Raw genomic sequence first — 13,175 nt, 5'->3', positions numbered from 1 at the left:
CCACGATCGGCACCCAGGGTGTGAAACAGCAACGAATCGAGCCACAGAGGAGCCATCAGTGACCGCGCACCACCCGCTCCCACCGGAGTGCCGGGTGCCCCGAGTCGAGCTGGACATCACCGCGGAGCTCGACCTGCCCCGACTCTCCGAGGTCGGGGCGGTCCTGGACCGGATCCTGTCCCTGCATCCCGCGGAGGTCGTGATCGACCTGTCCGAGTGCCGGCACCTCGACGCGGCCGCCATCGGGCTGCTGCTCGACGTCCAGCGTCGGCTGACCCGGCGAGGCGGCGTCCTCACGCTGCGCGATCCCCACCCTCGGATCCGCCGCATCCTGGACACCGCCCGTCCCGACCAGCCGCTGCCGATCGGCGACAGCGCCCCGCGTCCACCGTCCGGGGGCGGTGACGCGTTCGGCGCCGGTCCGGTGGGACCGGCGCTCGGGCGGGCCCGGGTCGTCACCCGGCCCTGAATCCGCGGAGCGAATTCCAAGGAGGAATCAGTGACCGGCAGTGCGCTCCTCAGCGCCCTCGCCATCGGCATCGGCGTCGGCATCGTGGGCCGGCTCGTCCTGCCGGGCCCGAAGGCCGCCCCCGTGTGGCTGACCGTCGCCCTCGGCGTGGCCGCCGCGCTGCTGGGCTCCGTGACCATCCGCCTGATCGGCGTCGACGCGAACCAGGCGCTGCCCCGGCTGCTCGCCCAGGTCGGCTTCGCGGTCCCCGCGGTGGTGCTCGGCGTCGTCACCGCACGCCGGGGCGCCGGGGACGCCACCCGGTCCTGAGCAGCCGCACCACCTGCCAACCGCCGAGCCCGTACGTCGGCCCGGGCACGGACGAGAGGAGAGGCATGACGGTCGTACCGGCGGACCACCTGATGAGCTTGATCTGCGACGACTGCGGCGACACGATCACCGGCGCCGCCTGCGTCCTGCCCGACGCCGAGGTCGTCTGGACACTGGTGTTCGAGCACGGCTGGACGGGTTCGCCCTTCGCCTCCGGCCCCCACCTCTGCCCCCGGTGCAGCGTCCGACCGGCGGACGGCGACGACGGGGCCGGCACGACCCGGACCCCGGAGTTCGACGACGCGCTCGGAATCGGCGACCTCGACGGGGCCGCCGACGACCGGGCGGCCGGGAGCGCGGACCCGGCCGAAGCGGTACGGCGGGCGCTGGCGGAGTCCGTCACCCTCGGCCGGCAGGTGCTGGTCGACCTCGCCGAGGTGCGCACCATCGAGTCCGTGGGCCTCGGCCTGCTGGTGCGCGCCCATCAGGAAGCGCGGCAGGACGGCAAGGTGCTCTGCCTGGTGGCGCCGTCCCGCTTCGTCCGGACGGTGCTGCACACCATGCGGCTGGACAGCGTCTTCCCCATCATCCCCACCCGTACGGCCGCCTTCCGGCGAGCCAACCGGCCGCCGGTGGGCCCCACCCGCCCGGTGCCCACGGCCGGCGCGGGCCGGCCGGGTCGGCCGCGTGGGGAACATCCGCCCGTCCAGCCGAGTCCGGCGGCACTCATGCCGCCGGTGACGACCACGGAGGTCGCAAGGTGATGCCCTGGCCATACCCCGAGCACAACCCCTACCTCGGCGACGACGGGGTGCACGACGAGGACCTGCGCCTCGCCGCGCTGGTGGCGCAACGACTGAGCGCGGACTGGACCACCCGCCGGCAGCAGATCTCGGTGAGCGTGCAGAACCGGGTGGTCATCCTGACCGGCATGGTCGCCGACCCGGCCACCCGACAGGCGGCCGGCGACCTGGCCTGGGACGTTATCGGCGTCTTCGACGTCTGCAACGCGCTCACCTTGTACGGTCGGGGTCGTGGCCGACGATGAGCTCGGGTCGTCCGGAGCCGGCAACCGAGGGCACGACAGCCGACCTCAGCGGCGGACCGACACCCGCCGCCCCCGGGGGGTGCGCCCGCCCGGCGGCCCACCCGGGCCGGGGCGCCGGCGTCCCTCCCGGTGAGCCGCGACGACTTTCCTGACGATCGCGCCGACGACGTCCTCCGCTCCGTCCGGCACCGCGTCCTGGCGGTCGCGCCGTGTCGTACGGGGCACGCCGGAGGCGATGGATCTGCGACGATGGGTCATGGCCTCCGGACGGCGCGACGCTTGGGATCCGCTGCCGGCGGTCGCGGCCGTGATCGCCCTCGTCATGATCGGTCTCTACGTCGACCTGATCGCCCGGCAGGGCGGCCAGGTCGCGGCATGGTTCCTCGCCGGGCTGGCCGTCGCGGCCCTCGGCTCGGTCTACGGCGTGGCCCGCGCCGCCCCGCAACGGCGGCTGGTGCTGGCGGTGTCGGGCGGGGTGATGGCGCTGCTCGGGCTGCTCGGCATCCTGTCGATCGGCTGCCCGATCCTCGGCGCGGGCGTGCTGGCGCTGGTCGCTGCCGCGCGGCAGCCAGACCCGAGGGCCACCTGGCGTTCGAGGCAACGGCGCCGTCAGAAAGACGCACCCTAGTCGAGTGAGCTGGCGATCTCGATCGCCTCCGGCATCGTCAGGTCGCCCTCCAGTCGATAACTCACCCCCGCCTCCTGCCAGATCAGGGTCGAGGCGGCCAGCCGGGCGGTCTCCACCCGGACGGTGCCGGTCCGGTCCACATAGGCAACCGCGTGTGGACCGCCGATCCAGATGGCGAAGTCTCCGTCGACCTCGACCCACTCCGCCCCCGGCCCGCCAACCTGCTTCTGGAAGGCCGGGTCGAGCCGACCGTCGAAGGCGTCGATACGCAGCGCTCCCCCGCGATACAGCAGCGTGGCCACCCGACAGGTGCCCGTGGGGTCGGGGTCGGCGACCAGCACCTGCTCGGGCGGGCCCAGCTTCGCCGGGAGCCGGATCGGGAAGTTCACCTTCCGCTGCGCCTCGACCAGGGCGGCGGGCCGCTGCTCCGGCAGCGGCGACGGATTGCCGGTGGGCGGCGCCGGTCCGGGTGACGTGATGATGGTGATGCCGGCGAAGCGCAGCAGCCCCGCCACGGCGTCGGCGATCGCGGCCCGCCCCGGCGGCAGGACCGCCACGAGCACGGCGACGAGCACCGCCACGAGGAAGCGCCACCGGCGTCGCCGGCCCGCTCGCCAACGCCCGCGTACGGGTGCGGTGAGCCGCGCCCGTACCCGGGCGGTCACGTCCGGCGGGTCGGGGGTCTGCAGCCAGTCGGCGAGGTCGCGCAGCTCCCGCTCAAGGTCATCCACGCCGCACCTCCTCGCGGTCGAGCAGGCCGCGGAGCTTCACCAGCGCCCGGGCGGTCCGCGACTTCACCGTGCCCCGGGGCCAGCCGAGCATCGTCACGGTCTCGTCCTCGCTCAGATCGAGAAAGAACCGGCAGACGATCACCTCCCGGTCCCGCTCCGGAAGCCGGCGCAGGGCCTGCACCAGCGCGGCGCGGCGCTCCCCGGCGAGGACCGCCTCGACGGCGACGTCCCCGGTGCTCTCCGACACCGGATGGGCCGCCGCGGCGCGCAGGACGAGCCCGTCCCGCCGGCCGCGCGAACGGTGCAGGTTACGGGTCTCGTTGGCCACGATCGCCAGCAGCCAGGAGCGGAAGGACGACTCGCCGCGGTAGCGGGAGAGACTGCGGTGGCCCTTCACGAACGCCTCCTGGATGACGTCCTCCGCGTCCGGGCCCGCGCCGAGCAGCACCGCCGTCCGGTACGCGGACGCGGTGTGCCGGGCGACCAGGAGTTCGTACGCCTCCAGGTCACCGGCCCGGGCGCGGGTGACCAACTCTGCGTCGTCCAGGACAACCTCCGATGGGGACGAACTCATGACACCGGCCACGCCGCGCGGGTTCCAACGACGGAACCCCGACCGTTCCGGCGGTGTCACCCGGGCATGATGGCAGGAAAGACGATTTCGCGACGTACCGTGCTGACCGCGCTCGCCGGTGCCGGCGCGGCGGCGCTGATCGGCTGCGACCCGCGCGGGAGCCGACAGCCGGGCACGGCCACCACGATCCCCGACCCGCTGCTCGTCGAGGTCGACGACGGTCTCGGCGTACTGCGCGGCGGGGAGCGGCTGACAATCCCGCGTGCCGTCGCCAGCGCCGATGGGCGGGTCATCTACGCGACCGCGCCCGACGGCGCGGGCACCGCGTTCTGGCAGATCGACACCGCCACCGGCCGCACCTCCACCAGGGTGGCGCTGCCCGGACAGTGGCTGCCGCAGGCGGTCTCGGCCGACGGTACGAGGGTGGCGCTCACCACGACCGCCGAAAACGCCACGAGCGGACGCCCGGACGGGCGGGACGTGACCCCGGTGCTGATCGCCGACGTCACCGGGATTCAGCACCGGTTCGAGCTGCGCGGGAACTTCGTGCCGGAGGCGTTCACCGAGGACCTCGTCGGACTGTTCGTCCTCGAATGGCTGCCGGCGCGGGCCCCGGACCGCTACCGGGTCCGGGTCGTCGACCTCGCCACGAGGGCGCCCGGTCCGCTGTCCACCCGGGACAAGTCGCCGGTCCCACCGGGCGCCGAGGAGGAGATGCGCGGCGACGGGCGCCACGCCGTGCTCGCGCCGAATCGCACCACCCTCTACACGCTCTACACCCACCAGCCCGATCACCGGCACACCCGCGACCTGATCAGTGGGCGGCCGGGCAACGTGCACGCGTTCGTGCACACGCTGAACCTCGTCGAGCGTTGGGCGTACTGCGTGGACCTGCCGCACCCGTTCGGGGAGGAGTCCGCGAGCGGACACGCCCTGGCGATCGGCCCGAACGGAGACCGGCTCCACGTCGTCGACGTCACCTCGGGCAGCGTCGCGGAGATCTCCACGGAGGAGCTAACGGTACGCCGGACGGCCACCCTGGCCCCGGGCACCGGCGCCGGGCACGCCGTCGCCGGCCGCGACCGCCTCTTCGTCGGCGTCGGCACGACGGTACGCGTGGTGGACGTCGAGGGCCTCGGCCTCGTCACCGGCTGGTCCGTCCGCGAACCCGTCACCGGCCTCGTGCTCAGCCCCGACGGCGGTCGTCTCTACGTGGGCCAGACGGATGCCGTGAGCTGGCACGATCCGGAGACCGGCGAGGAATTCGGCCGCGCCGAGGTGCCCGGCCTAACGGCCGTGCACGGCCTCGCCGGGCACGCCTGACCCCCGCCCCGCAACCAGGCTCCCGGTGGCCCCGTCCGCCTTCGGGATCCCGGGCGGTGCGATCAGGCGACCCGGAGGACGAGCTTGCCGCGCACGTGACCGCCCTGGCTGATCTCCTGTGCCTCGGCGGCCTGGTCGAGATCGAAGGTCCGCGCCACGGGCAGCTGGAAGGTACCCTCCTCGAAAAGCCGCGCCACCTCGTCCAACGCCTGATACGACCGGCCCTCGGCGCCGCTGGTCATCCGTACCCCGTGCCGCCGGGCGTCCGGGTCGGAGATGGTCAGCACCCGGTCGGGCGTACCGGTGATCTCGACCAGGTCCGGCAGGGCGCCCTTGCCGGCGGTGTCCAGGGCCTCGTCCACCCCGTCGGGCGAGATCTCCCGGACCCGGTCCACCAGTCCGGGGCCGTAGCTGGTCGGGAGCACCCCGAGACCGCGCAGGAAGTCGTGGTTGGCCGGGCTGGCGGTGCCGAGCACCGTGGCGCCCCGCGCCCGGGCGAGCTGCGCGGCGCTCAGGCCCACCCCACCGGACGCGCCGTTGATCAGCAGAACGTCGCCCTCGCGTACGCCGAGCAGGTCGAGGCCGCGCACGGCGGTCTCCGCGGCGACCGGCAGCCCCGCGGCCTCCTCCCACGACATGGTCGGCGGCTTGACGGCGAAGTGCTCCAGCAGCGCGTGCTCGGCGTAGCCGTCGGCGGTGGCAAAGCCGAAGACCTCGTCTCCCACGTCGACCCCGGTGACACCCGCGCCGATCTCGTCGACCACCCCGGCCACGTCACTGCCCGGAATGGCCGGCAACGCGAGCGGCATCAGCTGGCGCATCGCGCCGCTGCGCAGCTTCCAGTCCATCGGGTTGACCCCGACGGCGCGCACCGCCACGCGGATCTGCCCCGGGCCGGCGTGCGGCTCGGGCACCTGGACGGGCCGGAGGACCTCCGGTCCGCCGTAGTCGGCGAACTGCACCGCCTTCATCCGTCACCTCCCGGGTCGACCTCGGTCAGCCGGCGGACGTGCCTGCCATCTGCGCGAGGATGCCCGTCGCCTGGCCGAGTTCGATCAGATAGCCGTCCGGGTCCCGCAGGTAGCAGCGGATCTCGACCCCGTGGTCCTTGGGCTCGGTCAGGAACTGGCCGCCACGGGAACGCCACTGCTCGTAGACGGCCCGCACGTCGTTGACCCGGACGTTGAGCGCGCTGCTGAGCGAGTCCGGGTCCGCCGGCGCCTGGGCCCGTACGGTCGGCTTGTCGTCGGTGGGGCCGCCCTCGTTGTTGATCACGAGGTAGCCGTTGTGGAACCGGAGGATCGCCGGCTCGCGTTCGCGGATCACGGTGGCACCCAACACCTGCTGGTAGAACTCGCGGGACCGGTCCACGTCCCGCACGATCAGCAGGTGGGTGAGCACCATGCCGTGCTCCGGTCGGAAATAGTCCGGTGCTTCGTGTGTCATCGGCGCCTCCCCTGGTCGGCACCCCGGTTACCCGTGCCGGCCGGCCGCACACGTGCCGGCCGGCCGCCACCTCGACGCGCGGTCAGTTCCGGCTCTGCCGCCGGCGCAGCGCGCGGCGGTGCCGGTCCAGCGCCCTGCGGTGGGCGTGCCCGAGCAGTCGGTCGACCTCGGCCAGCGCCCGAAGGGGGTTGAGCACGCAGGCCCAGCCGTGGGTGCCGTAGACGGGATGGGGGCCGATCTCGTCGAGGACGGTGAAGTCGAGCGCGGAGCGGTGGTCGGCGAACCGTGCCGGCGGGTAGCCGAACCGGCGCTGGAACTCCTCGCGGCCGAGTTCGATGCTCAGCCGGAAGACGCCCGGCCGGTCGAGCCGCGAGTCGTCGTCGAAGCCGGTGGTGTCGTGCCCGACGAGCGTGGCGAACGGTTGGCGGCGCCCCTCGCCGACGAAGAAGAACCGGTCGCCCCAGCTCTCCGGCGGGGCGCCGGACGCCTCGTCGGCCCGTACCACGGCGACCTCGGGCAGGGCGAGGATGCGGTCGGCGACGTCGTCGGCGCCCGGCACCGACCCGGCTGCGGCGACGGGACCATCGTGATCGAGAGCGAACGTCCGGTCGGCGGATGCGAAAGAAGCCATGACCTTCACCGTATCGTTGAATCCGCGGGTGAGACTTCACCCTCGACCGACGCCTGGAGGCCGACCTGAACCCTCAAACCGCAGGCCACGTTTACCGGCCCGTGGACCTGGCACGCGAGCACGGCATCTCGACGCAGGCGGTCCGCAACTACGAACGCGACGGCTTGATCCCCACCGCCCGCCGCACGTCGAGCGGCTACCGCGCGTACACCGACCTGCACCTCGCGGCGCTGCGGGCCTACCTCGCGCTGGTGCCGGCCCACGGTTACGCGGTCAGCGCCGAGATCATGCGGGCCGCCACCCGCGGCGACCTGGACGCCGCGCTGCGCGCCGTCGACCACGGCCACGCGCTGCTGCTGCGCGACCGGGAGACCCTCGACGCCGTCGAGGCGGCCGTCGGAGTGCTCACCGAGGCGTCGGCCCGCGCCCGGCCCGACCGGTCGATGACCGTCGGCGCCCTCGCCCACCGGCTCGGGGTGACTCCCGCGACGCTGCGCAAGTGGGAACGGGCCGGGATCCTGACCCCGACCCGCGACGGCGCCACGCGGCACCGGCTGTACCTCCCGGACGACGTCCGCGACGCCGAGCTGGCGCATCTCCTGCGCCGCGGCGGCTACCCGCTGGAGCACATCGCGACCGTGCTGCGGCAGGTACGCGCCGCCGACGGCCCGGGACCGCTGGCCGCGTCCCTGGACGGCTGGCGGCGGCGACTGGCCGCGCGGGGCCGGGCGATGTTGGTGGCGGCCGGCCGCCTCGCCGACTACCTGGACGCGGCCGGACCGTGACGGTGCACCGGACCCGGCGGGGACCGACGACGCCACTACGCACCGGCGACGTGGGGCGCCCGCCGGGCGAGCAGGGAGACCGCGACGACCACCACCGCCAACGAGAGCACCTCCCCCAGCACGATCCAGGGGCCGGTCCTGATCTCCTCGTCCAGCCAGAGCAACCCGACCGCGATGGACACCAACGGGTCGATGACGGTGATCGTGGCCAGGGCGGGGGCACCCATCGGGCCGGCCTGGTAGGCGTTCTGGCTCAGCAGCACGCCGAACGGTCCGAGCACGGCGATCGCGTACGTCTGCCACTGGCCGAACACCGCCAGCGCGCTGGGTTCGAACTCCAGCCCGAGGCTGCTGATCAGCCCGGCGGTGACGCCGTAGCAGATGCCGGCAGCGACGGCCAGCGGCAACGGTCGCCACTCGCGGCCCAGCCTGAGGGCGCTCAGCAGGCACCCGCCCACGGTGACCACCACCGCGAGGCCGAGCAGCGCGGCCGACCCGAACGACTCGAACCCGTGGCCGTGGCTGCGGGCGGGCTGCGCGACCGCCAGGAAGGCGCCGAGCCCGAGCAGGCACAACCCCGACTCGAGCAGAATCCGCGCGTCCGGCCGGTGGTGCTGGACCGCGCCGAACAACAGCACGTACCACACCAGGCCGGTCACCAGCAGCGGTTGCACCAGCAGCAGCGGCACCAGGCTCAACGCCGCCACCTGGAGGGCGAAGGCCGCCGCCGCGAGCAGCGTGGACCAGCGCCAGCTCCGAATCCGGAACAGACGTACGAGCAGCCTCGGCTGCCCGGCCCGTTCCTCGGGCACCGCGCGGGAGGCGCAGAACTGGAGCACCGAGGCCGCGCCGAACGCCGCGGCGGCGCCGACGGCCAGCGGGGCGCCGGCCGCCAACTGTCCCACGTCGCTCACCATGCGCTCGCTGGCCTCCATTCTCGTGCCTGGGTGGACGCGGTCGCGGCGGCCCCAACCGGTCAGGGTGACGGCCGGTCCAGCCAGCGCGGGAGTGGAACGGTCCGCCACGGCACCCGCAGGAGCAGCCGCGCGATCAGCAACCCGAGCAGGTATCCACCGATGCTGTCGGTGAGCCAGTGGTAGCCCAGGTAGGTCGTGCCGATGAAGGTCAGCACGCCGGGCAGCCACTGCACCAGACGGCGAGCCGCCACGGGCAGGTACGGCGCGAGCAGCATCGCCAGCACGGTGAAGTAGACGATCGCGTTGCTGACGTGCCCCGACGGGTAGAATTCCTCCACGCCGTGGCTGAACAGGTGCACCGAGCCGTGATGCGGTGCGCCCCGTGAGGTCCACCGTTTCAGCCCGACGATCAGCAGTGTACTGATGATCGGGGCCAGCCCGGTCGGGATGACGGGGCGCACCGTCCGGTGGCGCCAGGCCAGCCAGGCGGTCACCAGCAGGGTGACGACGATCAGCGCCCCGCCCTGCCCCAGGTAGTCGAAGGCTTCCATCAGCACGCGCACCGGCGCCGGGCGGTGCCCGTCGCACCAGTCCCGTACGGCGATGTCCACGTCGAGCAGCGGCGACCACCAGACCAGCGCCGCGGTGAGCGCGGCGAGGGCGGCGACCAGCAGGCCGTCGAACCACCAGCCGCCGGGGACCGGCCGCAGCACGGGTACGCCCAGCGGGCGACGTCGCGCCCGCCCCGTCCGCGGTGATCCCCCTGTCATGGCACTCCCCCGGCACGCCGCCGCCCGACGGGCGTCTGATCTTCGAAGATATCCCATATCTGGGCAAAGCAGCAGTTAAGCTGATGAACGCCTCCGAGGGGCCGCTCCGGACGCCCCTCCCCGCGCCTTGCCTGGGAGCATCCGACATGTCAGCGACCACGCGCCCCGCGCCGCCCCTGGCCGTCGGAGAGTCGACCGCCACGGTCGGCGCCGAGGCCCCGGGTTCGGGCACACCGGACGGCGGCACCGAGCCGATCGCCCGACGGGTGCTGGTCGTGTCGGCCAACATCGGCGGCGGGCACGACGCCACCGGGCGGGCCCTGGCCGAGCGGGTGAGTGTGCTGTGGCCGGGCAGCAGGGTGGGTTGGGTGGACACCCTCGACGTGATGGGCCGGGGGGTCGGCCGCTCCTTCCGGCGGACCTACCGCACCAACGTCGCCGCCACGCCGTGGCTGTACGAGTTCTTCTGGGCGTCGATCTGGCGGCACCGCTGGTTCGCCACCGCCTCCAAGTGGTTCACCGGGGCCTGGGCCGGCCGCCGACTCGCCCCGGTCATCGAGGGTTTCGACCCGGACCTGATCGTCTCGACCTATCCACTGGGCAGCGCCGGACTCGCCTGGCTGCGCCGGCGTCGCGGTCTCGGCGTACCGGTCGGGGCATGGGTCTGCGACTTCGCGCCGCACCCGTCCTGGGTCTACGCCGACCTCGACCTGGACCTGGTGGTCCATCCGGCGGCGCTCCCGGTGGCGGCGGTCGCCGCACCGGGCGTACGCCTGGGGGTGTGTGCGCCGCCGGTGCTCGACCGGTTCCACCCCGGTGACCGGGCCGAGGCGGCCCGGCGCGCGGGCCTCGATCCGACCCGGGCGGCGGTGGTGGTGGCCTGCGGCTCGTACGGCTTCGGGCACGTCGAGGAGGCCATCCAGGCGCTGGTCGGCATCGGCGACGCGGTGCAGGTGGTCGCCGTGTGCGGACACAACGAGCGACTCGTCGCCCGGTTGGGCGCGCTTCGCCTGCCGGCCACCCGGCTGCTGGTGCGGCGTTGGGTCGACGACATGCCGACGCTGCTGCGGGCGGCCCGGCTGGTGGTGACCAACGCGGGCGGGGCCACCGCCCTGGAGGCATGGGCCACCGGCACCCCGATCGTGATGTACCGGCCCATCGCCGCGCACGGCGTGGCCAACGCGGCACTGATGAGCGCCGCCGGCCTGGCCGAGACGGCCAGCAGTCCGAACGCCCTCGTCGCCAGCGTCCGCAGCCGGCTCGTCGGCCGGCAGGCCACCGACCGGACGACGGCCGCGGCCCACCCGCACCTGCCGGACCTCGGACTGCCCGCGGTGGCCGACACGCGGGCCCCGGCGGGTGACACCCGTCCGCCGGCGGTACGCCGGCCGGCCAGCTGGCCGCTACGGTCCCAGGACGCGTTCTTCCTGCACGTGCAGTCGAAGACGGTGGCCCAGCACATCGGCACCGTGCTGGCGCTCGGCCCCCGGACCGACGGCCGGGCGCTCACCGCGGCGGATCTCACCGCCCTGCTGGCCCGGCGGCTGCCCGTCATCGCCACCCTGCGCCGCCGCCTGGTCGACCGGGGCCGCTGGCGCCGGCCCGGCTGGGTGGTGGACCGGTACGTCGATCCCGCCGACCACCTCGACGAGGTCACCGTCGGCCCCGGCGACGACGGCGGAGCCGCCCTGGACCGGTTCTGGTCCCAGCCGCTGGCCGCCGACCGGCCGCTCTGGCGGATCCTGCTGATCAGCGGCCTGCCGGACGGGCGTACCCGGGTGGCGGTGAAACTGCACCACTGCCTCGCGGACGGGATGTCCGTGATCGGCGTCATCGGACGGCTGCTCGACCGCCCCGACGGCGCGGCGCGGACGGTGCCGGGCACGCCCGAGCCCGCGGCGATCGCCCCACCCGAGCGGGGCGAGACGGTCCGCCAGCTCAGGCTCGCCGCGCGCGGCCTGGCCCGGTTGGCCACGCAGGGGCCGGCGCCGGCCACCGGGTTCAACCGTCCGGCCGGTTCGCCGGAGCGCCGGCTGGTCACCGCGACCCTGCCGGCCGCCGAGGTGCTGCGCGCGGCCCGCGCCTGCCGGGCGCACGCCAGTGACCTGATGCTCGCGCTCACCGCCGCGGCGCTGGGCGTCGTCCAGCCGGCCGGCACGCCGCCGCGGCTACGGGCGATGTTCGCGGTTTCCCGGAACCCACGACGGCGGGCTCCCACCCAGGGCAACTGGACCGGGGCGGTCACCCTCGACCTGCCGTTGGGGCGGCGGCTCTCGGCGCGGGACCGGGTCGCCGCCGTACGGCACTCGCTGCGCACCGCGCTGGACAGCGGGGAAGCCGAGGCGGCCGGCCTGGTCATGCGGGCGATGGGCGTCCTTCCCACGCCGCTGCACGCCGCATTCGCCCGGCGCGTCTACACCAGCCGGCATCAGAACGTCATCGTGTCCTACATGGCGCTGCCGTGGGACATCCGGCTGCTCGCCGGCGCCCCGCTGCTGGCCCCCACCCCGGTGGTCGCCCTGGCGGAGGGCGTACCGCTCGGCATCGGGGTGCTGCGGTGCCGGAGGACCTTCGAGATCGGCGTGCTGATGGACGAGTCGCTGGCCGACACCGGCGACGCGTTCGTCACCGCCCTGCGCGCCGGCCTGGCCGAGCTGCTCCACGAGATCGACGTCGACGCGGGCGGCGGCAGCGGGCCCGGCGACGGGTCGGCGGACCGGGCCCCGGACGGCGAGCCGGCCGGGCAGCGCCGGACGGGACCGGCGCCGCCGGGGGTCCCGCGGTGCGCCTGACCGGCGCGGTGGTCCTCGTCACCGGCGCCTCATCCGGCATCGGAGCGGCGGTGGTGCGGCGGCTCACCCGGGCGGGCAGCCGGGTGCTGGCCGCCGGGCGCGACCCGGAACGGCTCGCCCGGCTCGCCGCCGAGACCGGCGCCGCCGCGCTGCCGGCCGATCTGGCCCGACCCGGCGCCGGACGGGACCTGGCCGACCGGGTCCTCGACCGGCACCCGCGAGTCGACGTGCTGGTCAACAACGCCGGTGTCGGGTGGGCCGGCCGGTTCGCCGAGATGCCGGACACGGTCGCCGACGAGCTGCTCGCGGTGAACCTGCGCGCGCCCATCGAGCTGACCCGGGCGGTGCTGCCCGGGATGCGCCGCCACGGCGGCCACCTGGCCTTCGTGGGCTCGATCGCCGGCCGGCTCGGGGTGGCCGAGGAGGCCGTCTACGCGGCCAGCAAGGCCGGTCTGGACATCTTCGCGCAGAGCCTCCGGCCGGAACTGGCCCGCCACCGGATCACCGTGAGCGTGGTCGTACCCGGGGTGGTCGACACGCCGTTCTTCGCCCGCCGGGGGCAGGCGTACCGCCGTCGCCGGCCCCGGCCGCTGCCGCCGGAACGGGTGGCCGACGCGCTGGCCGACGCGATCGTCCGGGACCGGGCCGAGGTCTACGTGCCGGGCTGGCTACGCCTGCCGGTGGCGGTACGCGGGCTGCAACCGGCGGTCTACCGGCGCCTGGCGGCGCGCTTCGGCTGACCGGTTCGCCAG

General features: G+C 74.5%; 16 protein-coding genes. 9 read left to right on the top strand and 7 right to left on the bottom strand.

The window, feature by feature from the left end:
• Window positions 1–58: 58 nt before the first annotated feature.
• The 5 genes from GA0070621_RS08565 to GA0070621_RS08545 all read left to right on the top strand — a co-directional run bounded on the left by GA0070621_RS08565 (window position 59) and on the right by GA0070621_RS08545 (window position 2,454).
• Window positions 59–469, top strand: coding sequence for an STAS domain-containing protein (locus GA0070621_RS08565; RefSeq protein ID WP_091192969.1), 411 nt, complete (start codon window positions 59–61; stop codon window positions 467–469).
• A gap of 30 nt (window positions 470–499) precedes the next feature.
• Entirely contained in the window at window positions 500–778 is a 279-nt protein-coding gene (locus GA0070621_RS08560; RefSeq protein WP_091192966.1) for a hypothetical protein, read from the top strand.
• Window positions 779–843: 65 nt separating this feature from the next.
• Entirely contained in the window at window positions 844–1,542 is a 699-nt protein-coding gene (locus tag GA0070621_RS08555) for an STAS domain-containing protein (RefSeq protein WP_091192961.1), read from the top strand.
• A complete protein-coding gene (locus GA0070621_RS08550; RefSeq protein ID WP_091192958.1) occupies window positions 1,542–1,826 on the top strand; it encodes a BON domain-containing protein in 285 nt (94 codons plus the stop codon). Before GA0070621_RS08555 ends, GA0070621_RS08550 begins: the two co-directional genes overlap by 1 nt.
• Window positions 1,827–2,082: 256 nt before the next feature.
• A complete protein-coding gene (locus GA0070621_RS08545) occupies window positions 2,083–2,454 on the top strand; it encodes a hypothetical protein (protein ID WP_091192955.1) in 372 nt (123 codons plus the stop codon).
• Here GA0070621_RS08545 and GA0070621_RS08540 read toward each other — a convergent pair.
• The gene (locus GA0070621_RS08540; RefSeq protein WP_091192953.1) at window positions 2,451–3,185 is read right to left on the bottom strand and encodes a hypothetical protein; all 735 of its coding nucleotides are present in this window, start codon (window positions 3,183–3,185) and stop codon (window positions 2,451–2,453) included. The genes GA0070621_RS08545 and GA0070621_RS08540 overlap by 4 nt on opposite strands.
• Window positions 3,178–3,759, bottom strand: coding sequence for an RNA polymerase sigma factor (locus GA0070621_RS08535; protein ID WP_157739899.1), 582 nt, complete (start codon window positions 3,757–3,759; stop codon window positions 3,178–3,180). Before GA0070621_RS08535 ends, GA0070621_RS08540 begins: the two co-directional genes overlap by 8 nt.
• A gap of 66 nt (window positions 3,760–3,825) precedes the next feature.
• Here GA0070621_RS08535 and GA0070621_RS08530 point away from each other — a divergent pair, with 66 nt between their 5' ends.
• Window positions 3,826–5,082, top strand: coding sequence for a YncE family protein (locus GA0070621_RS08530; RefSeq protein ID WP_167666718.1), 1,257 nt, complete (start codon window positions 3,826–3,828; stop codon window positions 5,080–5,082).
• A 62-nt stretch (window positions 5,083–5,144) separates the two neighbouring features.
• Here GA0070621_RS08530 and GA0070621_RS08525 read toward each other — a convergent pair whose 3' ends face one another.
• From GA0070621_RS08525 to GA0070621_RS08515, 3 genes are all read right to left on the bottom strand, one after another.
• Window positions 5,145–6,053: an NADP-dependent oxidoreductase gene (locus GA0070621_RS08525; protein ID WP_091192950.1), complete on the bottom strand. Its 909-nt coding sequence runs from the start codon at window positions 6,051–6,053 to the stop codon at window positions 5,145–5,147.
• Between the two features lie 25 nt (window positions 6,054–6,078).
• On the bottom strand, window positions 6,079–6,528 hold the full coding sequence (locus tag GA0070621_RS08520; protein ID WP_091192948.1) for a VOC family protein: 450 nt from the start codon (window positions 6,526–6,528) through the stop codon (window positions 6,079–6,081).
• A gap of 82 nt (window positions 6,529–6,610) precedes the next feature.
• Window positions 6,611–7,159 carry a DUF6194 family protein gene (locus GA0070621_RS08515; RefSeq protein WP_167666717.1) on the bottom strand — a complete coding sequence of 183 codons (549 nt, stop codon included), beginning with the start codon at window positions 7,157–7,159 and terminating at the stop codon, window positions 6,611–6,613.
• Between the two features lie 101 nt (window positions 7,160–7,260).
• Here GA0070621_RS08515 and GA0070621_RS08510 point away from each other — a divergent pair, with 101 nt between their 5' ends.
• On the top strand, window positions 7,261–7,944 hold the full coding sequence (locus GA0070621_RS08510; protein ID WP_167666716.1) for a MerR family transcriptional regulator: 684 nt from the start codon (window positions 7,261–7,263) through the stop codon (window positions 7,942–7,944).
• Between the two features lie 35 nt (window positions 7,945–7,979).
• Here GA0070621_RS08510 and GA0070621_RS08505 read toward each other — a convergent pair whose 3' ends face one another.
• The gene (locus GA0070621_RS08505) at window positions 7,980–8,861 is read right to left on the bottom strand and encodes a DMT family transporter (protein WP_157739898.1); all 882 of its coding nucleotides are present in this window, start codon (window positions 8,859–8,861) and stop codon (window positions 7,980–7,982) included.
• Between the two features lie 59 nt (window positions 8,862–8,920).
• The gene (locus tag GA0070621_RS08500; RefSeq protein ID WP_157739897.1) at window positions 8,921–9,631 is read right to left on the bottom strand and encodes a phosphatase PAP2 family protein; all 711 of its coding nucleotides are present in this window, start codon (window positions 9,629–9,631) and stop codon (window positions 8,921–8,923) included.
• Between the two features lie 146 nt (window positions 9,632–9,777).
• On the opposite strand from GA0070621_RS08500, the gene GA0070621_RS08495 reads away from it, so the two are divergent.
• Together GA0070621_RS08495 and GA0070621_RS08490 are read left to right on the top strand one after the other, a co-directional pair.
• The gene (locus GA0070621_RS08495) at window positions 9,778–12,423 is read left to right on the top strand and encodes a wax ester/triacylglycerol synthase domain-containing protein (protein WP_167666715.1); all 2,646 of its coding nucleotides are present in this window, start codon (window positions 9,778–9,780) and stop codon (window positions 12,421–12,423) included.
• Entirely contained in the window at window positions 12,414–13,163 is a 750-nt protein-coding gene (locus GA0070621_RS08490) for an SDR family NAD(P)-dependent oxidoreductase (protein ID WP_091192931.1), read from the top strand. The genes GA0070621_RS08495 and GA0070621_RS08490 overlap by 10 nt, the downstream gene beginning before the upstream one ends.
• The last annotated feature ends 12 nt before the right edge of the window (window positions 13,164–13,175 follow it).

Origin of the sequence: Micromonospora narathiwatensis, from assembly GCF_900089605.1 — a bacterium.
In the GTDB taxonomy this organism is placed as follows: domain Bacteria; phylum Actinomycetota; class Actinomycetes; order Mycobacteriales; family Micromonosporaceae; genus Micromonospora; species Micromonospora narathiwatensis.
This window is presented reverse-complemented; position numbering and strand designations above follow the sequence as displayed.

Coding starts and splice junctions, on each gene's coding strand:
- GA0070621_RS08515 (WP_167666717.1), bottom strand. CDS start 7,159: ATGGCTTCTTTCGCATCCGCCGACCGGACGTTCGCTCTCGATCACGAT.
- GA0070621_RS08525 (WP_091192950.1), bottom strand. CDS start 6,053: ATGAAGGCGGTGCAGTTCGCCGACTACGGCGGACCGGAGGTCCTCCGG.
- GA0070621_RS08550 (WP_091192958.1), top strand. CDS start 1,542: ATGCCCTGGCCATACCCCGAGCACAACCCCTACCTCGGCGACGACGGG.
- GA0070621_RS08520 (WP_091192948.1), bottom strand. CDS start 6,528: ATGACACACGAAGCACCGGACTATTTCCGACCGGAGCACGGCATGGTG.
- GA0070621_RS08505 (WP_157739898.1), bottom strand. CDS start 8,861: ATGGTGAGCGACGTGGGACAGTTGGCGGCCGGCGCCCCGCTGGCCGTC.
- GA0070621_RS08495 (WP_167666715.1), top strand. CDS start 9,778: ATGTCAGCGACCACGCGCCCCGCGCCGCCCCTGGCCGTCGGAGAGTCG.
- GA0070621_RS08530 (WP_167666718.1), top strand. CDS start 3,826: ATGATGGCAGGAAAGACGATTTCGCGACGTACCGTGCTGACCGCGCTC.
- GA0070621_RS08555 (WP_091192961.1), top strand. CDS start 844: ATGACGGTCGTACCGGCGGACCACCTGATGAGCTTGATCTGCGACGAC.
- GA0070621_RS08500 (WP_157739897.1), bottom strand. CDS start 9,631: ATGACAGGGGGATCACCGCGGACGGGGCGGGCGCGACGTCGCCCGCTG.
- GA0070621_RS08535 (WP_157739899.1), bottom strand. CDS start 3,759: ATGAGTTCGTCCCCATCGGAGGTTGTCCTGGACGACGCAGAGTTGGTC.
- GA0070621_RS08545 (WP_091192955.1), top strand. CDS start 2,083: ATGGCCTCCGGACGGCGCGACGCTTGGGATCCGCTGCCGGCGGTCGCG.